The following is a 22,730-nucleotide window of genomic DNA, read 5'->3' on the forward strand; positions in this document are numbered from 1 at the left end:
CGTCGGGCCCGTGGCGAGCCCTGGTGTCGGTCCCGCGTCCGTCGAGTACGAGGTCGTCGACGTGTTCGCCCCGCGGGCGTTCGCGGGCAACCCGCTGGCCGTCGTCCTGGACGCCGACGACCTGACCACGGAGCAGTGCCAGGCACTGGCGAACGAGTTCGCGCTGTCGGAGACGTCGTTCCTCTGCCGGCCCACCGAGCCCGGCGCCAGCTACCGGGTGCGGATCTTCACGCCGTACGCCGAGCTGCCCTTCGCCGGGCACCCGAGCGTCGGCGCGGCGCACACCCTGGTGCGCCTGGGCCGGCTGGCGGCCGGGACGCTGCACCAGGAGTGCGGCGCCGGCGTGCTGCCGATCGAGGTCACCGGCGACGGCGCCACGCTGACCGGCGGCCGCCCCACGCTGGAGGACGGCCCCGACGCCGGCGCGCTCGCCGAGGCGCTGGGCCTGTCCGCCGCCGACGTCGCCGGGCCGCCCGCGTCGGTCGCCGGCTGCGGCCTGCCCTTCGCCTACCTCGCCGTGCACCCCGGCGTCGTCGACCGCGCCGTGCCCGACCACGCCCGGCTCGACCGGCTGGGCACGGGGGAGGGTGTCTCGGTCCTGTCGTGGGACGGCGCCACCGCGTACGCCCGCGTCTTCGCCCGCGACCTGCGCTGGGGCGAGGACCCGGCCACCGGCTCGGCGGCCCTCGGCCTCGGCGTGTGGCTGGCGGCTGCGGGGCTGGTCGCGCCGGAGGGGACGTCGTCCTACCGCGTGCGCCAGGGCGAGGCGATGGGCCGGCCGTCGGTGCTCGACTGCACGGTCACCGCCGCGGGCGGGCGGGCGACGTCGGCCACCGTGTGGGGCGCGGTGGTGCCGGTGGCGGCCGGCCGCATCCGCGTCCCGTGAGCTCCGGCCAGGCCACCGCGGCCCCCTCGCCGTGGGCGGTGCACCGCCCCGGCACCCGCGACGTCGGGCTGATGGCGGTCGCCGTCGTCGGCGTCTCCTTCTCCGGCCCGCTGACCGCGCTGGTGACGGCGTCGTTCCTGGCCATCGCGTTCTGGCGCAACGCCGCCGGCGCCGCGCTGCTGGTGCCGGTGCTGCTCGGCCGCGAGCGCGCCACCCTGACCGGGCTGCGCCCGCGGGACCTCACGACGTCGGTGGTGGCCGGGCTCTTCCTCGCCGCGCACTTCGCCGCCTGGCTGCCGAGCCTGTCGATGACCACGGTGGCCGCGTCCACGGCGCTGGTGACGACGACGCCGATCTGGACGGCGCTGGCCGCCCGGGTGTCCGGGGTGCGGCTGCCCGCGCAGGTGTGGGCGGGGCTCGCGCTGGCCGTCGTCGGGGCGGCGCTGATCGCCGGGGTCGACGTCGCGGTGAGCCTGGAGGCGCTGGCCGGCGACGGGTTGGCGCTGCTCGGCGCGATCTGCGCGGGCGGCTACATGCTCGCCGGCGCCCGGGCCCGCACCCGGCTGGCCACCTCGGCGTACTCCGTCGTCTGCTACTCCACCTGCGCGGCCGTGCTCGCCGTGGCGGCGCTGGTCACCACGACCCCGCTCGCCGGCTTCAGCGCCCGCGACTGGTGGTTGATCGCCGCGATCACCGTGTGCGCGCAGATCCTCGGGCACACGCTGCTCAACCTGGTGCTCTCCAGCGTCGGCCCGACCGTCGTCGGGCTGGCGGTGCTGCTGGAGGTGCCCGGAGCGCTGCTGGTCGCGCTGGTGCTGCTCGGCCAGACCCCGCCGCTGCTCGCGCTGCCGGGCATGGTCGCCGTCGTGGCGGGGGTGGCCCTGGTCGTCCGGGCCGGGCGGCCGCAGACGCCGGTGGAGCCGGTCACCTGAGCCGTCCGGAGGGCGCTGGCTACCCTCCGGTAACCGATCATCGACACGCACCAGCGGAGGCACCGTGGCCGAGCTCCGATCCCGTCGTTCCAACCTCGCCGTGCCGGGCAGCAACCCGCGCTTCCTCGAGAAGGCCAAGGGCCTGCCGGCCGACCAGGTCTTCCTCGACCTCGAGGACGCCTGCGCGCCGCTGGCCAAGCCGGGCGCCCGCAAGAACATCGTCGCGGCGCTGAACGAGGGCGGCTGGGGCGAGAAGATCCGCACGGTCCGGGTCAACGACTGGACGACGGAGTGGACCTACCGCGACGTCATCGAGGTGGTCGAGGGCGCGGGCGCGAACCTCGACTGCATCATGCTGCCGAAGGTCGTCGACGCCCATCAGGTCGCGGCGCTGGACTTCCTGCTGACCCAGATCGAGAAGGCCAACGGCCTGGAGGTCGGGCGGATCGGCATCGAGGCGCAGATCGAGACCGCGCAGGGCCTGATCAACGTCAACGACATCGCCTTCGCCAGCCCGCGGATCGAGACGATCATCTTCGGCCCGGCCGACTTCATGGCCAGCATCAACATGAAGTCCCTGGTCGTGGGCGCCCTGCACCCCGACTACCCGGGCGACCCGTTCCACTACATCCTCATGCAGATCCTCATGGCCGCCCGCGCCCGCGGCGTGCAGGCCATCGACGGGCCGTTCCTGCAGGTGCGCGACGTCGACGCCTTCCGCGAGGTCGCCAAGCGCTCGGCGGTGCTCGGCTTCGACGGCAAGTGGGTGCTGCACCCGGGGCAGATCGACGCCGCCAACGAGATCTACGCGCCGTCGCAGGAGGACTACGACCACGCCGAGCTGATCCTCGACGCCTACGACTGGTACACCTCCGAGGCCGGCGGCAAGAAGGGCTCGGCGATGCTCGGCGACGAGATGATCGACGAGGCCAGCCGCAAGATGGCGCTGGTCATCGCGGGCAAGGGCCGTGCCGCGGGGATGTCCCGGACATCGTCGTTCACCCCGCCCGAGGGCTGAGCACCGCGCTCGCAGGCGGCCCGTCCGGGATCTCCGGACGGGCCGTCGTCGTCCCGGCACGAGTGACCGGTGACACGGCGACGGGTGCCGGGAGGTCGCCCATACTCCCCGGTAGCAAACGGACACCGGAGTCCCGGAGGAGCAATCGTGGCCCGACTGGCGCAGACCGCCGACCTGACCGACATCCAGCGCGAGATCCTGTCGACGGTCCGCAGCTTCGTCGACAAGGAGATCATCCCGCACGCGCAGGAGCTCGAGCACGGCGACGTCTACCCGCAGGAGATCGTCGACGGCCTCAAGGAGCTCGGCATCTTCGGGCTGATGATCCCCGAGGAGTACGGCGGCCTCGGTGAGTCGCTGCTGACCTACGCGCTGGTGGTCGAGGAGATCGCCCGCGGCTGGATGAGCGTCTCCGGCGTCATCAACACGCACTTCATCGTCGCCTACATGATCCGCCAGCACGGCACGCAGGAGCAGAAGGAGCACTTCCTCCCGCGCATGGCCACCGGCGAGGTCCGCGGCGCGTTCTCCATGTCCGAGCCGGGCCTGGGCTCCGACGTCGCCGGTATCCGCACCAAGGCGGTGCAGGACGGCGACTCCTACGTCATCGACGGCCAGAAGATGTGGCTGACCAACGGCGGCTCGTCCACGCTGGTCGCCGCGCTGGTGCGCACCGACCTGGGTGCGGAGAAGCCGCACCAGAACCTGACGACGTTCCTGGTGGAGAAGCCGGCCGGCTTCGGCACCGTCGCCCCGGGCCTGACCATCCCCGGCAAGATCGACAAGATGGGCTACAAGGGCGTCGACACCACCGAGCTGGTGTTCGACGGCTACCGCATCGGCGCGGACATGATCCTCGGCGGGCAGCCCGGGCGCGGCTTCGCGCAGATGATGGACGGCGTCGAGGTCGGCCGGGTGAACGTCGCCGCCCGCGCCTGCGGCATCTCCATCCGCGCCTTCGAGTTGGCCGTCGAGTACGCCCAGCAGCGGGAGACCTTCGGCAAGCCGATCGTGCAGCACCAGGCGATCGCGTTCCAGCTCGCCGAGATGGCCACGAAGGTCGAGGCCGCCCACCTGATGATGGTCAACGCCGCCCGGCTCAAGGACGCCGGCCAGCGCAACGACGTCGAGGCCGGCATGGCCAAGCTGATCGCCAGCGAGTACTGCGCCGAGGTGACCACGCAGTCCTTCCGCATCCACGGCGGCTACGGCTACTCCAAGGAGTACGAGATCGAGCGGCTCATGCGCGAGGCGCCGTTCCTGCTCATCGGCGAGGGCACCAGCGAGATCCAGAAGACGATCATCAGCCGCGGCCTGCTCAAGGAGTACGGCCTCAGGCGCTGACGGAGCCATCCACGAGATCTGCACACTCGGGGCTCTCCCGACGCGGGATGCCCCGAGTGTGCAGATCTCGCGCGTTCAGCGGGCCGGGCGCCGCTCGTAGTTCCGGACCGCCCACAGGTAGCCGACCAGCGCGATCCCGGCGCACCAGGCGACCGACACCCACCCGCTCGAGCCGATCGCGGTGCCGGTGAGCAGGCCGCGCACCGTCTCGATCACCGGGGTGAACGGCTGGTTCTCGGCGAACCAGCGCAGCGCCCCCGGCATCGACTCGACCGGCACGAAGCCGCTGCCGAAGAAGGGCAGCAGCATCAGCGGCATCGGGACGTTGCTGGCCGCCTCGACCGTCTTCGTCCACAGGCCCATGGCGACCGACAGCCAGGACAGCGCGAAGCTGACCAGCGTCAGCAGGCCGGCCGCCGCGAGCCACTCCACCGGGTTCGCGTCCGGCCGGAACCCGACGAGCAGGGCGACGGCGACGACGACGGCGAGCCCGACCAGGGTCTGCAGCACCGCTCCCACGACGTGCCCGGTGAGCACGGCGGCCCGCGCGATCGACATGGTGCGGAACCGGGCGATGATGCCCTCGGTCATGTCCATGGCGATCGCGATCGCCGTTCCCTGCGCCCCGCCGGTGATGGCCAGCACGAGGATCCCGGGCACGACGTAGGCGACGTACTCCGCCCGGCCGCCCGAGGGGCCGCCCAGCCCGGCGCCGAGCGTGCCGCCGAAGACGTAGACGAACAGCAGCAGGAAGACGATCGGCATCGCGGCGACGATCACCGTGAGCCCCGGGTAGCGCAGGGCCCGCACGAGGTTGCGTCGCAGCATCGTCGCGGAGTCGTTCACGGTCAGGGCCAGCGTGGTCACGCGGGCACCTCCTCGGCAGCGGGCCGGCCGGTCAGGGCCAGGAAGACGTCGTCCAGGTCGGGGGTGTGCACGGTCAGGCCGGCGACGTCGACGCGCGCGTCGTCCAGGCGGGCCAGCAGGGAGCGCAGCTCGGCGACGCCGCCGTCGCCGGGGACCTCGAGCACCAGGCCGTCGGCGGCCGGGACGCCGAGCACGCGGGCGGCCGCGTGCAGGGCGGCCGGGTCGCCGAACTGCAGCCGCACGTGCGCGCCGGGGACCAGCCGCTTGAGCTCGTCGGCGGTGCCCTCGGCGACCAGCCGGCCGGAGTCGAGGACGCCGATCCGGTCGGCGAGCTGGTCGGCCTCCTCGAGGTACTGGGTGGTGAGCAGGATCGTCACGCCGTCGGCGACCAGGCCGCGGACGGCGTCCCACATGGCCCGGCGGCTGCGCGGGTCGAGGCCGGTGGTCGGCTCGTCGAGGAAGACCACCCGGGGGGAGCCCATGAGCCCCATGGCGAGGTCCAGGCGCCGCCGCATGCCCCCGGAGTACGTGGACGGCACCTGCCCGGCGGCGTCGACGAGGTCGAAGCGCTCGAGGAGCTCGGCGGCCCGCCGGCGGCCCTCCTGCCGGCCGAGGTGCTGCAGGTCGGCCATGAGCCGCAGGTTCTCCGCGCCGGTGAGCAGGGCGTCGACGGCGGAGAACTGGCCGGTCAGGGCGATGGCGGCCCGCACCGCGCGGGGCTCGCGGGCCAGGTCGTGCCCGGCCACCCGCACCTCCCCGCCGTCGGCGGGGGTGAGCGTGGACAGGATGTCGACGGTGGTGGTCTTGCCGGCCCCGTTGGGGCCGAGCAGGGCGTAGACGGTGCCCTCGGGCACGGTGAGGTCGAGGCCGTCGAGGACGACCTTCGGGCCGAAGGACTTGCGCAGCCCGCGGACGGTGATCGCGTCGGTCACGTCGTGCTCCCTCAGGCCCGGCGGACCAGGACGTCGCCGTACGAGGTGCGGGCGTGGATCTCGACGGTCTCGACGGCGCCCTCCGGTCCCTCGGTCTCGGTGAGCAGGTTGCGGACGCGGCCGGCGCCGGAGGAGACGTCGAGCCAGGCGGCCGTCCCCTCCGGGACGCCGGCCTCGACCTCGCCGTAGGCGGTCTCGAGCACCAGGGACCCGCGGACGGCCTGGCCGACGCGCACCTGCCCGTACTTCGTGGTGCCGGTGAGCGACCCGAGGACCCGGTCGACGGTGACGTTGCCGTACCCGGTCTCCAGCCGCGCCGGGCCGCCGGCCTCGCCGACGCGCACGTCGCCGTAGGAGGTGGTCGCCTCGAACTCGCCGTCGACCGCGCCGGCGGAGATGTTCCCGCTGGAGCTGCGGGCGCGCAGCCGGCCGGCCTGGTCGATGCGCACGCTGCCGTGCCTGCACTCGAGGTCGGCGGTGCCCAGCCGGCCGGTGCAGGTGACGTCCCCGGCGGTCACCCGGACGTCGAGCGAGGAGCCGGCGGGCAGGACGACGTCGACCTCGACCTCCGGGCCGGACCCGAAGAACAGCAGCCGGGGCCGGGCGGTCGAGCGGACGAGCAGCTCGCCGTCGCGGAAGGTGACCTGGGTGGCCTCGGCGGCGGCGACGTCGGCGGAGCTGGCCGCGTTGTGCGGCCGGACGGTGACGGTGGTGTCGTGCCGGTCGTCGGCGCGGACGTGCACGGCTCCGTACACGACCTCGACGCGGGCCGAGATCGGCCCGGGGGTGTCGAACGTGGGCATGGCTGCGCCCTCCTCGGGGCAGGGGGGATCGCCCCCGGACCGGTCGGCCGGGGTCGCTGTGCGGTGGTGCGCTGTGGTGCCGGCGGGGCTAGCGGGCCCAGCCGGTGAACTGCGAGCCGGCGGAGCGGCGGCCGCGGCGGGGGTCGGGGGAGGAACGCGGGGCGGGCTCGACCGCGTTGGCGACGGCCCGGACCAGCCAGGTGTTCACCGAGACGCCGAGCCGGGCGGCCGCCTCGTCGACGCGGGCCTTGAGCTGCTCGGGCAGGCGCAGGGTGATGCGGACGGTCTCGCCCTCCTCCACCTCGGGCGCGGGCTCCGCCGCCGGGGCGGGCTCGTGCGTCTCGGGAGCCGGGGGAGGGGTGACGGCGAAGCCGATGTCGCTGCCGCGCAGCCGCACGTCGACCGACCCGGGGGCGAGCTGGGCGGTGACCTCCTCGGCCGCGACCGACAGCGCGCTGAGCAGTGCGAGCCGGACCGACGACTCCAGCGGCGCGGCGAGGCGCTCGGCGAGGGCCTGCGCCTCCTCGCCCCCCGGGGCGGCGGCCAGCGCGAGCTCCCGGCGGAGCTGCTCGACGAACGGCGTGAGGTCCATGGCGCCATCGTGACACCATCATGACGTCACACGCAACCACCGTGACGTCACGACCTCCCGTGGTCAGCGGAGGACCGGGGCCGGTCGTAGGTTCGCGGTCATGCGTGCCGTCGGTGTCCTCGAGTTCGGAGGGCCCGCTGCCCTCACCGTCGTCGACGTCCCGGACGAGCCGCTGGGCCCCGGGCAGGTGCGGCTGCGCGTGCGGGCCACGGCGGTCAGCCCCACCGACACCCACCTGCGGGAGGGCGCGTACGCCGGCCGCGACCCGGTGAAGACGCCGCCGTGGGTGCCGGGCATGGACGCCGCCGGCGAGGTGGTCGAGGTGGGCGACGGCGTCGACCGGATGGCCGTGGGCGACGCGGTGATGGCGATCGTCGTCCCCACCGGCGCGCACGGCGGCTACCGCGAGGACCTCGTGCTGCCGCAGGGGTCGGTGTCCCGGGTGCCCGCCGGGGCCGACGCCGTCGCCGCCTGCACACTGCCCATGAACGCGCTGACCGCGCGGCTGGCGCTCGACCACATGGCGCTGCCGCCGGGGTCGGTGGTGGCGGTGACCGGCGCGGCCGGCGCCTTCGGCGGCTACGTCGTCCAGCTGGCGAAGGCCGACGGGCACACCGTCGTCGCCGACGCCTCCGAGGCCGACGAGCAGCTGGTGCGCGACCTCGGCGCCGACGTCGTCGTCCGCCGCGGGGACGACGTCGCCGAGCGGATCCGCGCGGAGTTCCCCGAGGGCGTCGACGGCCTGGCCGACGGATCGGTGCAGGACGCCGCCGTGCTGCCCGCGGTCCGCGACGGCGGGAAGGTGGCCACCGTGCGCGGCTACCGCGGCGACGGGTCCGGCCGCGTCGAGGTGTTCCCGACGCGCGTGCGCGACTACGCCGAGAACGGCGCCGCGCTCGACCGGCTGCGCGAGCAGGTGGAGTCCGGCGCGCTCAGCCTCCGCGTCGCGCGCACCTACACCCCGGAGCAGGCGCCCGAGGCCCACGAGGCGCTCGCCCGCGGCGGCGTGCGCGGCCGCCTGGTGATCACCTTCTGAGGTCGCGCGGACCGGCCCCGCCCTGCCAGGGTGGGGGAGTCCCGGGGCAGCGGTGCCCCGGGCCGACCGCGGAGGTGGCGCAGATGGTGCACAGGCTCGTCGTCAGCTACGGGCAGCCGGAGGACCCGGCGGCGTTCGACGCCTACTACCGGGAGACCCACACCCCGCTCGCGGTGCAGATGCCGGGCCTGGTCCGGCTCACCACCGGCAAGCCGACGTCGATGGACCCGTCGCAGCCCGCGCCCTACCTCGTCGCCGAGCTCGACTTCGACTCCGAGCAGGCCATGGGCGCCGCCTTCGCCTCCGAGGAGGGCAAGGCGACGGCGAAGGACGTGCCGAAGTTCGCCAGCGGTGGCGCCACGATGACCCACTTCGAGGTCACCGAGGTCCACGTCTCCCGGTGAACGGCGCCCAGGCACTCATCCGCACGCTCGTCGACGCCGGGGTCGACGTCTGCTTCGCCAACCCCGGCACCTCGGAGATGCACTTCGTCGCCGCCCTCGACGACGTCCCGCAGATGCGCGGCGTCCTCACCCTGTTCGAGGGGGTGGCCACCGGCGCGGCCGACGGGTGGGCGCGGATGACCGGCCGCCCGGCCGCGACGCTGCTGCACCTGGGCCCCGGCATGGGCAACGGGCTGGCCAACCTGCACAACGCCCGGCGCGGGCGGACGCCGATGGTCAACGTCGTCGGCGACCACGGCACCTCGCACAAGCGCCTCGACGCGCCGCTGGAGAGCGACATCGACGCGCTGGCCGGCACCGTGTCCGGCTGGGTGCGCCGCTCGCTGTCGCCGGCCGACCTCGCCGCCGACGCGGCGGACGCCGTCGCCGCGGCCGCCCGCGGGCAGATAACCACGCTGGTGCTGCCGGCCGACGTCTCGTGGTCCGAGGGTGCCGAGGTCGCCGCCCCGGTGCCGGCCCGGCCGCGGCCGCGGGTCGCCCCGTCGGTGGTCGGGGAGGTGGCGGGGGTCGTGGGCGCCGGCGAGCCGACGGTGCTGCTCCTCGGTGGCGACGTCGTCGCGAGCGAGGCCGGGCTGCTGGCCGCCGCGCGGGTGGCCGCCGGCACCGGCGCGCGGCTGCTGGCCGAGACCTTCCCCGCGCGGATGGTGCGGGGCGCCGGGCTGCCCGACCTCGGCAAGCTGCCCTACCCGCCGGAGGTGGCGATCAAGGCGCTGGCCGGCACCCGGCACCTGGTGCTCGCCGGGGCGACGTCGCCGGTGCACTTCTTCGCCTACCCCGGCGTGCCGGCCACCCCGGTGCCCGACGACTGCACCGTGCACGTGCTGTCGGCACCGGGGGAGGACGGCGTGGCCGCGCTCGAGGAGCTGGCCGGGCAGGTGGCCGGCGGCGCCGAGCCGCCGCTGCTGGAGGCCTCCCGCCCGGAGGTGCCCGAGGGCCGGCTGACGCCGCGCGGGATCTCCGCCGTGGTCGGCGCGGTGCTGCCCGAGCGGGCGATCGTCGTCGACGAGGCGATCACCTCGGGCATCGGCATCGCCGAGCTGACCTCCGGGGCGCCGCGGCACGACTGGCTGGCGCTCACCGGCGGGGCGATCGGCGACGGGCTGCCCATGGCGGTCGGCGCGGCGGTGGCCTGCCCCGACCGGCCGGTGCTCGTGCTGCAGGCCGACGGCAGCGCGATGTACACGCTGCAGGCGCTGTGGACGATGGCCCGCGAGCAGCTCGACGTCACGGTGCTGCTCTACGACAACGCGTCCTACGCGATCCTGCAGGGCGAGCTGTCGCGGGTGGGCGCCACCGGCGGCGGTGAGCGGGCCGGGCAGCTGCTCGACCTCGGCGGACCGGCGCTCGACTTCGTCGCACTGGCCACCGGCATGGGCGTGCCGGCCACCCGCGCGGAGACGACGGGAGAGCTGGCCGACCAGCTGCGCACGGCGCTGCGCGAGCCCGGTCCGCACCTGGTGCAGGCGGTGCTGCGGCCCGGCGCCTGAAACGCGGTCTCACCCCGGCGGGGGACTCCGGGTGGGATGCGTTCCAGACAGTTCCGTTCCGGGCCGATGCAGCACCCGTGATCTCGACCAGCCTGCGCTTCGGCAATGTCGCCGTCCCCCGTGCGGTCCTGTCCCGGACGGCCGCGTCGGTGTCCGCCGCCGTGGCCGTCCTGCTCTTGTCCGGTCAGTCCCTGTCCGCCGGCACGGGCATGGGCACCACGCTGTACTTCGTCGTGGTCGGGCTGAGCGTCGTCATCGCGTGGGTGGGCGTGCGGAGCGGGGGCGGGCGCCCGGCCGCGGTCTGTGTGGCCCTGGGCGTCAGCCTGTGCGCGATCGGCGACGTCATCTGGCAGGTGCAGGCGTCCCTCACGGGCTCGGGTGAAGACGTCGGCGCCGCCGACGTCTTCTACCTGCTCAGCTACGCCGCGCTCGGGGTCGGCCTGTCGCTGCTGGCGCGCAGCCGGGCCCACGACCGCGACCAGCGGCTGGCCGGCTGGATCGACGCGGTGGTCGTGTTCGTGGCCGCCCTGCTGGTGGTGTGGGAGGTGTCGATCGCCGCCACGGTCGGGGACTCCTCGCTGACCCCGCTCAGCCGGGCCGTGTTCGCCCTGTACCCGGCGATCGACGCAGCCCTGATCGGCCTGGTCGTGCGCCTGCTGGCCACCCGCCGCCAGGGCGAGCGGACCTCCCTGGCAGTCGCCGCGGCCTGCGCGTGCTGGCTGGTCTCCGACATGGGGTACCTGCTGCACGCCGACGAGGGCAGCTTCGGTTCGTGGCTGGACTCGGGCTGGCTCCTGGGCAGCCTGCTGCTCGCCGTCGCGGCCTGGCCGCTCGCCTCGCCGGCACAGCCGGTCGGGGACCAGGACGACGCATCGCGGTCCGGCCTCGCCCGGCTGGTGGTCTGCCTGGGTGCGCTCATGGTCCCGCCCAGCATGGAGCTGTACCTGGACCTGACGGGCGCCGAGGACGCGTCGGGCGCCGTGTTCACCAGCATGCTGGTGCTGACCGCGCTGGTCTTCGTCCGTGCCTCCCTGTTGCTGCGCGGTGAGGCCGCGGCGCGGACGCTGCTGCGCTCCCGCGAGCGCTACGCCGCCAAGCTGACGGCGCACTCCTCCGACGCCGTCCTCGTGGTGGCGCGTGACGGGCGGCTGCTCAACGACGCCTCACCGCTCGCGCAGCTGATGGGCACCCCGGCCTCGGGGCTGGACACCACCGCCGACGCCGTCCGGCTGGCCGGCGTGGACCCGCAGGTGGCCGCTGACCTGTTCGCGCAGGCACTGGTCGCCGAGGGGGCCGTGGTCGACGCGGAGATCCCCGTGCGGCACCGCGGCGAGGACCGCTGGATCAGCGTCCGGCTCACCGACCTCTCCCGCGACCCCGACGTCGGCGGCGTCGTCGTGCACGTCACCGACGTGACCGGCCGCCGCCGGGCCGAGGACGCGCTGGCCCACTCCGTGCTGCACGACGTGCTCACCGGCCTGGCCAACCGCACCCTGTTCGCCGACCGCGTCGGCCAGGCGCTGCTGCGCACCGTCCGCGGCGGGGGCTCGGCCGCGGTCGTCTCGGTCGACGTCGACGGCTTCAAGGCGGTCAACGACGGCCTCGGCCACGCGGCCGGCGACGCGCTGCTGCGCGAGGTGGCGGTCCGGCTGCGCGCCACCGTGCGCGCCGACGACACCGTGGCCCGCATCGGCGGCGACGAGTTCGCCGTGCTCGTCGAGCAGACCGGCGACGACGAGGCCGTGGCGACGGCGGCCCGGGTGCGCGAGGTCCTCGCCGCTCCGATGACCCTCGCCGGCAGCCCGGTGACGGTGACGGTGAGCGTCGGCGTGGCCGTGGGCCGCGGCGACGTGGACGCGGAGTCCCTGATCGGCGACGCCGACCTGGCGCTGTACGCGGCCAAGCTCGACGGCCGCGACCGGATGAAGACCTTCACCCCGTGCATGCGGGCGCAGGCCCGCGAGGCGCGGGAGCTGGAGCGGGAGCTGCGGGGCGCCCTGGACGGCGGCGAGTTCCGGCTGGTCTACCAGCCCGTCGTCGGCCTGCGCGACCGCCGGGTGACCGGCTTCGAGGCCCTGCTGCGCTGGGACAGCCCGCGGCTCGGCCCGGTCGGTCCCGACCGGTTCGTGCCGGTGGCCGAGGCGGCCGGGCTGATGGACGGGATCGGCTCCTGGGTGCTTCGGCAGGCGTGCGCGACGGCGGCCGCGTGGCTGCGCTCGCACGCCGGCGCGGGCGAGCTGTCGATGGCGGTCAACGTGTCGGCCACGCAGCTGGGATCGCCGGACCTGGTGTCCTCGATCGCCGCGGCGCTGGCCGAGAGCGGGCTGCCCGCGCGCTGCCTGGTGCTCGAGGTGACCGAGACGGCCCTGGTCGGCGACCCCGAGCGGGCGGCGGCGTGTCTGGCGGCGCTGCGCGCGCTGGGCGTGCGGCTGGCGCTGGACGACTTCGGCACCGGCTACTCGTCGCTGGCGCACCTGCGGCAGTTCACCGTGGACGTGCTCAAGATCGACCGCTCGTTCGTGCGCGGCATGGCCGAGGGCGAGCCGCTGCCGGCGATCGTGCGCGGCACCATCGACCTGGGCCGCACCCTGGGCCTGGAGGTGCTGGCCGAGGGCGTGGAGCACGAGCACCAGGCCCGGCTGCTGGCCGAGGGCTGCTGCGACACCGCGCAGGGCTACCTGTTCGCGAAGCCGCTGGAGCGCACCGACGCCGAGGCGCTGCTGCTGGAGCAGGCGGCAGCGGTGCGCCGGCCGCGGGTGCTGGCCCCGCGGCCGCGGGTGGGGGAGTCGGTGCGCCCGGCCTGACCGGCCGGGCGCACCCGCTCAGCCGACGCGCTCGAGGTCGGCGTCGGTGCGGGCGGCCGGCGCCGGCAGCGACCGCACCGGCGCCGGTGCGGCGTCGACCGGGCGGACCCGGACGAGGCCGAAGCCGAGCATGCGCTGGAAGTGGCGCAGGCCGTTGGTGAGCTCGTGCGGCGCCCGGTTGTCGAACAGGTGCCGCACGCCGCGCGCGGACAGCGTCTCCACCACGCCCTGGGTGAGCAGGTAGCGGGCGTCGCTGTGCTCCTGCTCGTCGCCGAGGGCGATGAACAGCCGCAGGATGGCCCACTCGCCGTCGTGCGGGGTGACCGCGACGACCAGCGGGACGCCATCGGCGTCCTCGGCCACGGCCCACAGGCCCGAGCCGACCATGTAGCTGTGGTCGGAGCCGACCTGGCGGTAGCGGCTGTCCTTCTTGTGCGGCAGGTGGGCGTCGAGCCGGCGGGTGAGTTCGGCCTGCTCGGCGGTGTCGGTGACCTCGCGCCAGGTGACGCCGAGCTTGGTGGCGGCGCGGGCCTTGCGGCGCAGCGTCTGCTTCGACCGGCCGAGGCTGTAGTCGGCGGGGACGGCGGGCACGTCGAGGTGGCAGACGCCGGTGGCGCCGAGGGGCAGCCCGAGCTTGGTGCGCCGCTCGAGCTCCCCGCGCATCAGCGCGCCGGCCGGGGCCCCGGTGAGGACGGCGTCGACGCGGGGGAGCCGGCGGGTGTCGCGGGCGGCGTCGAGCAGCTCGCGCGGGTGGCGGACGAGGTAGTGGAGCGGCCGGCCCGAGCCGACGACCCGCTCCCAGTAGGCCTGGACGCGCGTCTCCGCGTCGGCCGCCTCGACGGCGTCGGCCGTCCCCCGTGGTCCGGACATGCGTGTTCCTCCCGGTCGACCGACCGTGTGTCGGGATGCAACTGGCCTTGCCCGCAACAGGTGTTGCGGGGTGCGGCCAGACGATCGTGCCATCGAGACGGGCTCGTGACCAGAGGCTGCCGCACCACCCGATACGGGCGTCCGCGCTCGTCGGAGCGCTGTTCCCCCAGCAGGCGCGTCCGCGATCGTGCTCCTCCGGACGCGGTCGGCGCACGCCGGTCACCCGGGTGGGTGGCGCTCCCGCCTGCGGGGGTCACGCGCTGTCCACAGATCGGCTGAGCGACCTGCCGCGGAACGGCGGCGTCTCCCTATGGTCCCGGCGTCCGCACGGGGGCGGACCGGAACGGGGGTGTGCGTGCCGACTGCGACGAGCGCGCTCGACGTCGTCGACGGCGAGGTGCGCGAGCTGATCCGCCGCCGCGGCCTCGACCCGTTCACCGACCCGGGGCCGGTGCGGGTGCTGGTGCGCGACGTGGTGGCCGACTACTCCGAGCGGTCGCTCACCTCGGCGCTGCCCCCGATCGGCGACGCCGACGCGGTGGTGCGCGACGTGCTCGACCGGGTGGCCGGCTACGGGCCGCTGCAGCGCTGGCTCGACGACCCCGAGGTCGAGGAGATCTGGGTCAACGAGCCGGGCCGGGTGTTCGTGGCCCGCCGCGGGCGGTCGGAGCTGACGACGACGATCCTCGGCGCCGGGGAGCTGGCCGACCTGGTCGAGCGGATGCTGCGCACCTCGGGCCGGCGGATCGACATGAGCCAGCCGTTCGTCGACGCGATGCTGCCCGACGGGTCGCGGCTGCACGTGGTCATCCCCGACATCACGCGGCGCCACATGGCGGTCAACATCCGCAAGTTCGTGCTGCAGGCCCACTCGCTGGACGAACTGGTGGCCACCGGGACGCTGACCGCGCAGGCCGCCCGCTTCCTCGAGGCCGCCGTCGCCTCGGGCCTCAACGTGCTCGTCTCCGGCGGGACGCAGGCGGGCAACCTCACGAGTCGGTAAGACGCTGCCACGGCAGTGACAGCTTGAAGCTGGTAGTCATGGAGTATGGCGCGTCCGTCAGACTCGGACCCTTTGATTGATCCAACTGCAGCTATTCCAGCAAACATAGGCGGCGACTACGGTTCGGTTCCCTCCGATCGCCGGGCGCAGCAGCAGCAGGCTGCCGAGTTGGCCGAAGCCCGTACTGATTTCGCAAGATCCTTTGATGGGCGTCCGGCCGTCTATCGCCTCGGCTTCGCCGGAATGCAGATCAAGGGCTTGCCTGACTACTTTCAGTCGGGACGGGTCATCGTCGCGCAGGCGGTTGGTCCGGTGAATAGCCAAACCACATACATCGTCCAGCGGCCGGGCTGGGTGCCAGTATTCGACAAAACTATGCATCGTGGCCCCGTCATCCTCGGCGAGGGTCTGCATCTAACCATTTGCCACTTAAAGGTCATCGTTCCGGCTGAGGAGCACGTGGGCCTATCGCTAGAGCTGTGGAGGGATGAGGCGCTGGCGGCAATAGCTGTCGTCGCTGCCATGCTTGATGACAGGGTCGCGCAGCAGGAAGTATTCGAAGATCTCATGGTCTTCGATGCCTCGGGGCAGACTCCTATGGGGATGTTGGATACCGCAGTCCGCATCCGAGACTTCGCACCGACTAAGGCAGTCACCAGAGCTCAGGCCCAAGGGCTGCAGAAGTTGGCCAACTGGGACAGTTCGGCGCAGACGTCTACGCATGTCGCAGCGCGATGGTACTTAAAGGCGACGCAGGCGGGTCCAACCCCTGACGCCATTGTCTATCTGTGGATTGCGCTTGAAGCTTTGATCCCTGCGAAGGGGCGCGGCAAATCGAGTGATGTTAAGGGCGTGGAGGATGCGCTCACTCAAGCTGGCGCCGACCCTACGACTTGGGTTCCCTCAATTGGTCGCTGTGCTGGTATTCGCGCTGACATCGTGCACCACGGGCAGGAGCAGCCGGAACTCCTCAGTGAAGGTTTCTATGCACTCGAGACAGCGGTGCGCATTATCCTTCGTCATCGACTTGACATCCAGGCTGAATCCTGGCCGCCTGAGGTGGGTCAAACAAACCTGAGACTTCCTTTTCAGAAGTTGGCGGATAGGCTAAAGGCTCAGGCTCGCGTCACTATGCGTCTAGTGCAGGACAAGACGGATGACCCCACGTCCTGAAGCCTCTCTAGGCCAGGTCGTCAGCCTAGGTCCCTAGGCCGGCCGCCTGGGCTAGCGGGCATCCGCGCCAGGTTGTCCCGTCGTCCCAAACCACCGCGATGCCCTCAGCGTTCAGCCACGCGACGCGCGCCTCTGTAACCGGTGCGCTGAAGACAGCCAGTAGCGGCACTTGCTGCTGTGCTGGGTAGAGGAAGTGGCGATACTCCTTCAGTTGGCTGTGCGCTTCGCGAGTCGCCCGCGCTACATCCTTGCCGTAGACAACTTTGTACTCGCCGATCCACTCGGGGGTTCCGACGAGGATGAAGTCACGAGGATGCACATTGCTGGCCGGCTGGAATCCTCGCGCGATCAGCCAGTGCCCGTACCGCGTCAAGCCGCTTTGGTGGCGCGGAGTCCGCTTGATGGGGCGACGCGGAGGTCGCACCTTCGACTCCTTGTCGGCAAAAGGCGCGAAGCTGTACTCCCGACCGTCCGGAGTCCCGGTGGTCGCACTGGCGGTAGTGATGCTTCCGGGGTCAACGATCGCGACGGCCCGCTTGGCGAGGATGGCCTCTTCCAAGAGTTGACAGATGTTCGTGAGGTCCTCTCGGAGTTGCTGCTCGCTCGGAAAGGACGCCAGGTCGTAGGTGTGGGCCGCGATCGTGGCGGCCTCGTAGCGGAGTTGCCGGCGTGACTTGCTCTTGAGATCTATGGACGTGTCCCATGGCTCTAGTGACTTGGCGTCCATGCTGGCTCTAATTGCGGAAGCCTCGGCTCTAAGCTTCGCCCGCACTCTTGGCTCGCGGGCACTCGTGTTGCCAGTCTCTTCGTCCTGGTCTTTTAGCGTCCTGGATAGCCGTTCGGTACCCATGTTCACCGACAGGGTCCAGGCCGACTGGTCGGCCCGTAGGAGCCAAACGACATAGAGTCCCTCTTGGGGGCTTGAAGACTCGTCTGGGTCGAAGAATCCGATCCAAGGTGTCTCGGTGGTGTTTAGCGGTCGCTGTCCGCCGCTGGCTTTGATAACGAAGTCGGCTGGCGCGTACTGCGATAGTTCATTCTTGGCATTGCTAAGCAGCTTCTGTGGCTGTGTGTCGAAGCCGTTGGCCATCGAGTAGTGCTGGCCGATTTCGAGCAGATACTCCCGGAGGTTCATGGTCGGTGCTCCGTTCCGGGGACTCGCGATGCGGGTGCTGGCACAGGTGGCCCGGGGCGTAGCCCCGGGCCACCTGCTTGACTTGAAGAAGCAACATAACTCGGAGACTCCGTCACCCCCCGTCCACTTCCGCAGTCATCCCACCGCGTCCTCCCCATGGGTGCTGTTGGAGGCCAGGGGGGAGGGTGTCAAGGGCGCGGAGCGGCGAAGCGAACCCTTGACAGCCGGAGGACCGGCCGGAGGCTGCGCCGGTGGGGTGGGCGCTTCGTCGGCGACACGCCGTCCCCCGGTCAGTAATTGACGCTGCGACGCGACCCTGCCAGTGTCGCGGACACGAGACCGGCTTCTCTGGTGCCCCACCGCGCCAGGGAACACATACAACTACTTGGGGCTGCCAACCCCCCCTAGCGCACAAGCCATGTGCGCGGGCACTTCATTCAAGGCCGTGCCAGGTATCGAACGAGCAAGTCGTTCCGTGAGTCCGCGAAACTCCGGCAGGGACGGCAGGTGGGCTGGGCCCCTCGTTTCGTGACACCCCGCCGGAGCCAATCCGGACAGTGTGGCGCGAGGGGCCGTCAGTCCTTGTCGGCTCGTCCTTGGGAACGTCTGTGTCCGTTCGCGTCCCTGCCGTGCGGCCTCCCGCGGCTTGGCAGTTGTCCCTCTACCCGACCGCTGGCGAAGCCGGCGGCTGCTTCCGCCCACCCCGTCAGGCACCTCGCTCCTGGGTACCGGGGCAGCCTGCTGCTGATCCGGCCCGAGCTCGAGCGGAGGCCGCTCGACGTGCACGGGCCAGAGTGCGCCGCTACTGCGCGCACAACGGCTTGAGTCGGCTGGCGACACTGACCTACGCCGGGGGCGGGTGTCAGGACCCATGCCAGCTGCGGGCCGACTTGGGCGAGTTCTTCCGGAACCTGCGTGCCGCGCTCGGCGGGGAGCCGCTGGCTTACCTGTGGGTGCCTGAGTGGCACAGAACCGACCACGGGCTGCACGGGCACTTCGCCGTCGGGAAGTACATCCGCAAGAGCCTCCTGCGATCGGCCTGGGGTCGCGGCTTCGTCCACATCAAGCTGTTGTCGGACTTGCCCGTGGGATCAACCGGCCGTGAGGCAGCGCGAGCGGCGGCGGGCTACCTCTCGAAGTACGTCAGCAAGACCTTCGATGCGCCCCATCTGTTCGGGCGGCACCGTTACGACGTCGCACAGGGATTCCAGCCTCCGGTGCGGCGGCTGTCGGGTGCGAGTGCGGATGACGTGCTTCATCAGGCGGTTGAAGTCATGGGCTTGCCGCCAATTCGCGCGTGGTCGTCGTCGGAGGTCGAGGATTGGGACCGTCCGCCGGCGGTGTGGTTCGCATGGGCCTGAGCGACGTGCGGTCCGAGGACCTGCTGGCTTGGGTCAGGGCATCGACGGAGGCGCAGGGCCTGCCGTTGCAGGTTTCCGATCCGGCCACCGTTGAGCGGGTTCGCGCGCTGCTGACCTCAGGCCAGCCCAGCCTCGGGGAGCGCGCGGAGCGTGCGGACGATGCTGGGCGGGCTGAGGACTAGAGACGCCAGACCGGCTGCAAGCGGCTGATGTCCAGTCCTCTACGGCCGGGGGTGGCAGCGGGGTTGACGATGACGTGATCCAGAACGGCCTTGATGATCGCGGCTTGCCGGCCCAAGTTCAGTTCAGCCCAGCGCTGGCGAAGCTGTTCGCCTTGCCCGACGAGGCCGTCGAGGGTCGTCGTCTGGGTCATCCGGGCAAGTGCGCGTCGATTCGCTACCCGGCGGCCTTCGATGCGCTCACGTGCCTTGCGCATGCCCGCTCGGTCGATCTCGCCTTCCGCGTACATGAGTGCTAGCTCGTCGAGACGTTCGGTGTCGGACTCGATGGCGGTCGCGAGGCTGGCCGCTTGCTCGTCGTCGTGACCGCTGCCCGTCAACGCGCTGGCCATGGCCGGACTGTCGAGGCGCAGGAGTACGGCATCGACGATGAAGCGCTCCAACTTGTCCGCGTAGATCGCCATGCGGCCGCATCCGCCGAAGTCCGTGCCGGAGCGGCACAGGTAGCGGCGGGTATCGAAGCGGGGGACGGAGTACATGACGCTGCCGCACAGGCCGCAACGGCACAGGCCTGACAGGACGTAGCGCCTGGCGGTCCGGTTGGTGCGACGCGCGGGGTCCGTCAGCAGCAGTCGCAGCTTCTCGCCGTCGGCGGCGCTGATGATCGGTTGCCAGACGGCGGGAGTCAGGCTCTCGCCGTTGCGGTGAGAGCGCATGCCGTACGTGCGTGGGTTGAGCAGCAGCTGCCGCACTGTGGTCGTGCGCCAGGGGCGCCCCGTCACGGTGCGCACCCCCTCAGCGTCCAACCATCGCGACAACGACGTCAGGCTCTCCCCGGCGAGCGCGCGAGCAGTCAAGGCGCGGATGACAGCAGCTTCGTCCGCTCGATGACTCACCTTGTCGGCCTCAAAACCGAACGGCCGAGTGCCGCCGCCATGTGGCCTTCCGGCTTCGGCGATCTCCTGCATCTTGCGCCGTCCCCGCCTCCGCTTGGCATCGCTCTCGTTCGCGGCGACCGCCGACAGTAGCCGTGCGATGAGTAGCCCGTCCCCGCTACCGAGGTCGAAGTCGCCATGCACCGTGACTACGTCAGTCACCCCGGCTTGCTTGCAGGTCGCTACGAAGTGCTCCAGTTCTACGGGCCGTCGGTGCAACCGGTCGACGTGCCAGACGACCACGGCATCGCGGAATCCATCGGCGAGGTCGCCCAGCATCCGGGCGTAAGCAGGCCGTGTCTTGCCGGTGTAGGCGCTCACGTCGTCGTCCACGTAGACCTCGGCCGCTGCCCAGCCGCGACGCTCAACCTCTGCCATGCAGTCGTCGACCTGGCGCTTGACGCCCAGGCCGTCACCGTCGCGGTCCTGACTTATCCGCGCGTAGACCGCGACCGATCTCCTCCGTTGCATGCGGTGACACTAGCGACACGTCGTGAAGACGACGCTGCTCAACTGCCTGGTCGCCGCCGTCCCGGCCCGCGAGCGGGTGATCACCTGCGAGGAGGTGTTCGAGCTGCGCGTGCCGCTGCCCGACGTCGTCGCGATGCAGACCCGCCAGCCCAACCTCGAGGGCGCCGGGGAGATCCCGCTGCGGCGGCTGGTCAAGGAGGCGCTGCGGATGCGGCCCTCGCGCATCGTCGTCGGCGAGGTGCGGCAGGAGGAGTGCCTCGACCTGCTGATCGCGCTCAACTCCGGCCTGCCCGGAATGTGCACGCTGCACGCCAACAGCGCCCGTGAGGCCGTGGTCAAGATGTGCACGCTGCCGCTGCTGGCCGGCGACAACATCGGCCACGCGTTCGTCGTCCCCACGGTCGCCGCGAGCGTCGACCTGGTGGTGCACGTGGCCACCGAGGCGTCGGGGCAGCGGCGGGTGCGCGAGGTCGTCGCGGTGCCCGGGCGCGTCGAGGGCGGCGTGGTCGAGCTGGCCGACGTCTTCACCACCCGCGAGGGCCGGCTGGTGCGCGCGGAGGGCCACCCGCCGCACGCCGAGCGCTTCGCCGCCGCCGGGTTCGACCTGCCCGCGCTGCTGGAGGCCCGCCGGTGACCGGCGCCCTCCTCGGGCTGCTGTTCGGCGTCGGGCTCCTGCTCGCCTGGCGCAGCGGACCGCGGGCTCCCCAGCGGCCGGCCACGCCGCGCCCGCCCGGCCGGCGGGCCCAGCTGCTGGCCGAGGCCGGACTGACCGGCATCAACCCGGCGCAGCTCGTGGCGCTGCAGGTCCTGCTCGGGGTCCTCGCCACCGTCGTCGTGCTGCTGACCACCGGGACGGTCAGCGTCAGCGTCGCCTTCGGGGTGTTCGCGGCGGCCCTGCCGCACGTGCAGGTGCGCCGGCTGGCCGCCCGCCGACGCGCCGACCTGCGCGAGGTGTGGCCGGAGGTCGTCGACAACCTGGCGTCGGCCGTGCGCGCCGGGCTGTCGCTGCCGGAGGCGCTGTCGGCGCTCGCCGTCCGCGGGCCGGAGGTGCTGCGGCCGCCGTTTGCCCGCTTCGCCGCCGACCACCGCTCCAGCGGCCGGTTCGGCGACGGTCTCGACCGGCTCAAGGCCGACCTGGCCGACCCGGTGGGCGACCGCATCGTGGAGACGCTGCGGGTGGCGCGCGAGGTGGGCGGCTCGGACCTCGGCCGGGTGCTGCGGACGCTGGCGACCTTCCTGCGCGAGGACGCCCGCGCCCGCGCCGAGCTGGAGACCCGGCAGGGCTGGGTGGTGCAGGCCGCGCGGCTGGCGGTCGGGGCGCCCTGGGTGGTCCTGCTGCTGCTCGCCACCCAGTCGACGACGCTGGCGGCCTACGACAGCCCGGCGGGGACCGCGCTCCTCGTCGGCGGCGGGGCGGTGTGCCTGGTCGCCTACCGGTTGATGCTGCGGATCGGGCGGCTGCCGCAGGACGTGCGGGTGCTGCAGTGAGCGCGTCGCTGAGCGGGATGCTGCTCGGGCTCGCGGCCTCGCTCGGGCTGCTGCTGGCGGTCACCTTCGCGCCGCCGTTCCGCTCGGTGCGGCTGGTCGACCGGCTCGCGCCCTACGTGCACGACGCCCCGCCGCCGTCGCGGCTGCTCGGGACGGCGACCGAGCCGGGGCTGCTCGTCGCCGTCCGCCGGGTGTTCGGCCCGCTGGTGGCCGACGGCGCCCGGTTCGTCGACCGCGTGCTCGGCGGCCGGTCCGCGGTGCGCCGGCGCCTCGACGCGCTGGGCGCCGAGCAGACGGTGGAGGACCTGCGCGTCGAGCAGGTGGTGTGGGGCGGGATCGGGCTGCTCGGCGCGGCCCTGCTCGCGGGGACCGGCGCGCTGGTGGCCGGCGGCGTCAACGTGCTGTCGGTGGCACTCCTCTGCTTGGCCGGGCTCCTCGGTGGGGTGCTCGGCCGCGACTGGTGGCTCACGCAGCAGGTGCGCCGGCGCGAGGAGCTGCTGCTCGCGGAGTTCCCCGTGGTCGCCGAGCTGCTGGCGCTGGCGGTGACGGCGGGCGAGAGCCCGACTGCCGCCATCGCGCGGGTCACCCGGCTGTCCGGTGGCGAGCTGGCCCGCGAGCTCGGCGGGGCGCTGGGCCGGGCGCGGGCCGGGGTCCCGCTGGTGCAGGCGCTGCAGGAGGTGGCCGACCGGACGTCGGTCGACGCGCTGGCCCGCTTCGTCGACGGCCTGCTCGTGGCCATCGAGCGCGGCACCCCGCTCGCGGAGGTGCTGCGCGCCCAGGCCGCCGACGTCCGGGAGGCCGGCAAGCGCCGGCTGCTGGAGGCCGGCGGTCGCAAGGAGATCGCCATGATGGTGCCGGTCGTCTTCCTGGTGCTGCCGGTCACCGTCCTGTTCGCCCTGTTCCCGGGGCTGATCAGCATCGTCTCGCTGGCGCGTTGAGCGCTGGTGCAC

The 22,730-nt window shown here is 72.8% G+C and carries 21 protein-coding genes; 14 read left to right on the forward strand and 7 right to left on the reverse strand.

The features are described from left to right. Window positions 1-10: 10 nt before the first annotated feature. From ACI79X_RS10805 to ACI79X_RS10820, 4 genes are all read left to right on the forward strand, one after another. A complete protein-coding gene (locus ACI79X_RS10805) occupies window positions 11-886 on the forward strand; it encodes a PhzF family phenazine biosynthesis protein (protein WP_457025396.1) in 876 nt (291 codons plus the stop codon). Continuing rightward, window positions 883-1,818, forward strand: a complete 936-nt coding sequence (locus ACI79X_RS10810) for a DMT family transporter (protein ID WP_457025397.1) — start codon at window positions 883-885, stop codon at window positions 1,816-1,818. Before ACI79X_RS10805 ends, ACI79X_RS10810 begins: the two co-directional genes overlap by 4 nt. A gap of 64 nt (window positions 1,819-1,882) precedes the next feature. After that, window positions 1,883-2,836, forward strand: a complete 954-nt coding sequence (locus ACI79X_RS10815; protein WP_457025398.1) for an HpcH/HpaI aldolase/citrate lyase family protein — start codon at window positions 1,883-1,885, stop codon at window positions 2,834-2,836. A 147-nt stretch (window positions 2,837-2,983) separates the two neighbouring features. Continuing rightward, on the forward strand, window positions 2,984-4,180 hold the full coding sequence (locus ACI79X_RS10820; RefSeq protein WP_457025399.1) for an acyl-CoA dehydrogenase family protein: 1,197 nt from the start codon (window positions 2,984-2,986) through the stop codon (window positions 4,178-4,180). 75 nt (window positions 4,181-4,255) lie between these two features. Here ACI79X_RS10820 and ACI79X_RS10825 read toward each other — a convergent pair whose 3' ends face one another. From ACI79X_RS10825 to ACI79X_RS10840, 4 genes are all read right to left on the reverse strand, one after another. Next, entirely contained in the window at window positions 4,256-5,047 is a 792-nt protein-coding gene (locus tag ACI79X_RS10825; protein ID WP_457025400.1) for an ABC transporter permease, read from the reverse strand. Beyond that, window positions 5,044-5,979, reverse strand: coding sequence for an ATP-binding cassette domain-containing protein (locus ACI79X_RS10830; RefSeq protein ID WP_457025401.1), 936 nt, complete (start codon window positions 5,977-5,979; stop codon window positions 5,044-5,046). Before ACI79X_RS10830 ends, ACI79X_RS10825 begins: the two co-directional genes overlap by 4 nt. Window positions 5,980-5,990: 11 nt before the next feature. After that, window positions 5,991-6,782 carry a DUF4097 family beta strand repeat-containing protein gene (locus ACI79X_RS10835; RefSeq protein ID WP_457025402.1) on the reverse strand — a complete coding sequence of 264 codons (792 nt, stop codon included), beginning with the start codon at window positions 6,780-6,782 and terminating at the stop codon, window positions 5,991-5,993. A gap of 88 nt (window positions 6,783-6,870) precedes the next feature. Then, window positions 6,871-7,374 (reverse strand): toxin-antitoxin system HicB family antitoxin, encoded by a 504-nt coding sequence (locus ACI79X_RS10840; RefSeq protein WP_457025403.1) that lies wholly within the window; start codon window positions 7,372-7,374, stop codon window positions 6,871-6,873. Window positions 7,375-7,474: 100 nt separating this feature from the next. On the opposite strand from ACI79X_RS10840, the gene ACI79X_RS10845 reads away from it, so the two are divergent. The 4 genes from ACI79X_RS10845 to ACI79X_RS10860 all read left to right on the forward strand — a co-directional run bounded on the left by ACI79X_RS10845 (window position 7,475) and on the right by ACI79X_RS10860 (window position 13,165). Continuing rightward, window positions 7,475-8,410, forward strand: a complete 936-nt coding sequence (locus ACI79X_RS10845; RefSeq protein ID WP_457025404.1) for an NADP-dependent oxidoreductase — start codon at window positions 7,475-7,477, stop codon at window positions 8,408-8,410. Window positions 8,411-8,493: 83 nt separating this feature from the next. Next, window positions 8,494-8,814, forward strand: coding sequence for an EthD family reductase (locus ACI79X_RS10850; protein ID WP_457025405.1), 321 nt, complete (start codon window positions 8,494-8,496; stop codon window positions 8,812-8,814). After that, on the forward strand, window positions 8,811-10,361 hold the full coding sequence (locus ACI79X_RS10855) for an acetolactate synthase large subunit (protein WP_457025406.1): 1,551 nt from the start codon (window positions 8,811-8,813) through the stop codon (window positions 10,359-10,361). The genes ACI79X_RS10850 and ACI79X_RS10855 overlap by 4 nt, the downstream gene beginning before the upstream one ends. Before the next feature lie 77 nt (window positions 10,362-10,438). After that, window positions 10,439-13,165 (forward strand): putative bifunctional diguanylate cyclase/phosphodiesterase, encoded by a 2,727-nt coding sequence (locus tag ACI79X_RS10860; protein WP_457025407.1) that lies wholly within the window; start codon window positions 10,439-10,441, stop codon window positions 13,163-13,165. 18 nt (window positions 13,166-13,183) lie between these two features. Here the strand turns inward: ACI79X_RS10860 and ACI79X_RS10865 are convergent, their stop codons facing one another. Continuing rightward, the gene (locus ACI79X_RS10865; RefSeq protein WP_457025408.1) at window positions 13,184-14,035 is read right to left on the reverse strand and encodes a hypothetical protein; all 852 of its coding nucleotides are present in this window, start codon (window positions 14,033-14,035) and stop codon (window positions 13,184-13,186) included. Between the two features lie 355 nt (window positions 14,036-14,390). Here ACI79X_RS10865 and ACI79X_RS10870 point away from each other — a divergent pair, with 355 nt between their 5' ends. Both ACI79X_RS10870 and ACI79X_RS10875 read left to right on the forward strand, forming a co-directional pair. Beyond that, the gene (locus tag ACI79X_RS10870) at window positions 14,391-15,038 is read left to right on the forward strand and encodes an ATPase, T2SS/T4P/T4SS family (RefSeq protein WP_457025409.1); all 648 of its coding nucleotides are present in this window, start codon (window positions 14,391-14,393) and stop codon (window positions 15,036-15,038) included. A 72-nt stretch (window positions 15,039-15,110) separates the two neighbouring features. Continuing rightward, the gene (locus tag ACI79X_RS10875; RefSeq protein WP_457025410.1) at window positions 15,111-16,211 is read left to right on the forward strand and encodes a hypothetical protein; all 1,101 of its coding nucleotides are present in this window, start codon (window positions 15,111-15,113) and stop codon (window positions 16,209-16,211) included. A gap of 25 nt (window positions 16,212-16,236) precedes the next feature. Here ACI79X_RS10875 and ACI79X_RS10880 read toward each other — a convergent pair whose 3' ends face one another. Beyond that, window positions 16,237-17,346 carry an MrcB family domain-containing protein gene (locus ACI79X_RS10880; protein WP_457025411.1) on the reverse strand — a complete coding sequence of 370 codons (1,110 nt, stop codon included), beginning with the start codon at window positions 17,344-17,346 and terminating at the stop codon, window positions 16,237-16,239. A 794-nt stretch (window positions 17,347-18,140) separates the two neighbouring features. Here ACI79X_RS10880 and ACI79X_RS10885 point away from each other — a divergent pair. Continuing rightward, window positions 18,141-18,707, forward strand: a complete 567-nt coding sequence (locus ACI79X_RS10885; RefSeq protein ID WP_457025412.1) for a rolling circle replication-associated protein — start codon at window positions 18,141-18,143, stop codon at window positions 18,705-18,707. Window positions 18,708-18,885: 178 nt separating this feature from the next. On the opposite strand, the gene ACI79X_RS10890 is transcribed toward ACI79X_RS10885, so the two are convergent. After that, window positions 18,886-20,292, reverse strand: coding sequence for a recombinase family protein (locus ACI79X_RS10890; RefSeq protein WP_457025413.1), 1,407 nt, complete (start codon window positions 20,290-20,292; stop codon window positions 18,886-18,888). Between the two features lie 22 nt (window positions 20,293-20,314). Here ACI79X_RS10890 and ACI79X_RS10895 point away from each other — a divergent pair, with 22 nt between their 5' ends. Genes ACI79X_RS10895 through ACI79X_RS10905 form a run of 3 tightly spaced genes read left to right on the forward strand, consistent with a single transcriptional unit; the run spans window position 20,315 to window position 22,718 of the window. Then, window positions 20,315-20,926, forward strand: coding sequence for a CpaF family protein (locus ACI79X_RS10895; RefSeq protein WP_457025414.1), 612 nt, complete (start codon window positions 20,315-20,317; stop codon window positions 20,924-20,926). After that, entirely contained in the window at window positions 20,923-21,780 is an 858-nt protein-coding gene (locus ACI79X_RS10900; RefSeq protein WP_457025415.1) for a type II secretion system F family protein, read from the forward strand. The genes ACI79X_RS10895 and ACI79X_RS10900 overlap by 4 nt, the downstream gene beginning before the upstream one ends. Continuing rightward, complete coding sequence (locus ACI79X_RS10905; RefSeq protein WP_457025416.1) at window positions 21,777-22,718, forward strand: type II secretion system F family protein; 942 nt, start codon at window positions 21,777-21,779, stop codon at window positions 22,716-22,718. The genes ACI79X_RS10900 and ACI79X_RS10905 overlap by 4 nt, the downstream gene beginning before the upstream one ends. Window positions 22,719-22,730: the final 12 nt, after the last annotated feature.

This window comes from Geodermatophilus sp. SYSU D01119 (assembly GCF_054049975.1).

Excerpts from the sequence above, each read along its gene's own strand:
- ACI79X_RS10865 (WP_457025408.1), bottom strand. The coding sequence starts at position 14,035 with ATGTCCGGACCACGGGGGACGGCCGACGCCGTCGAGGCGGCCGACGCG.
- ACI79X_RS10880 (WP_457025411.1), bottom strand. The coding sequence starts at position 17,346 with ATGAACCTCCGGGAGTATCTGCTCGAAATCGGCCAGCACTACTCGATG.
- ACI79X_RS10835 (WP_457025402.1), bottom strand. The coding sequence starts at position 6,782 with ATGCCCACGTTCGACACCCCCGGGCCGATCTCGGCCCGCGTCGAGGTC.
- ACI79X_RS10850 (WP_457025405.1), top strand. The coding sequence starts at position 8,494 with ATGGTGCACAGGCTCGTCGTCAGCTACGGGCAGCCGGAGGACCCGGCG.
- ACI79X_RS10890 (WP_457025413.1), bottom strand. The coding sequence starts at position 20,292 with ATGCAACGGAGGAGATCGGTCGCGGTCTACGCGCGGATAAGTCAGGAC.
- ACI79X_RS10840 (WP_457025403.1), bottom strand. The coding sequence starts at position 7,374 with ATGGACCTCACGCCGTTCGTCGAGCAGCTCCGCCGGGAGCTCGCGCTG.
- ACI79X_RS10845 (WP_457025404.1), top strand. The coding sequence starts at position 7,475 with ATGCGTGCCGTCGGTGTCCTCGAGTTCGGAGGGCCCGCTGCCCTCACC.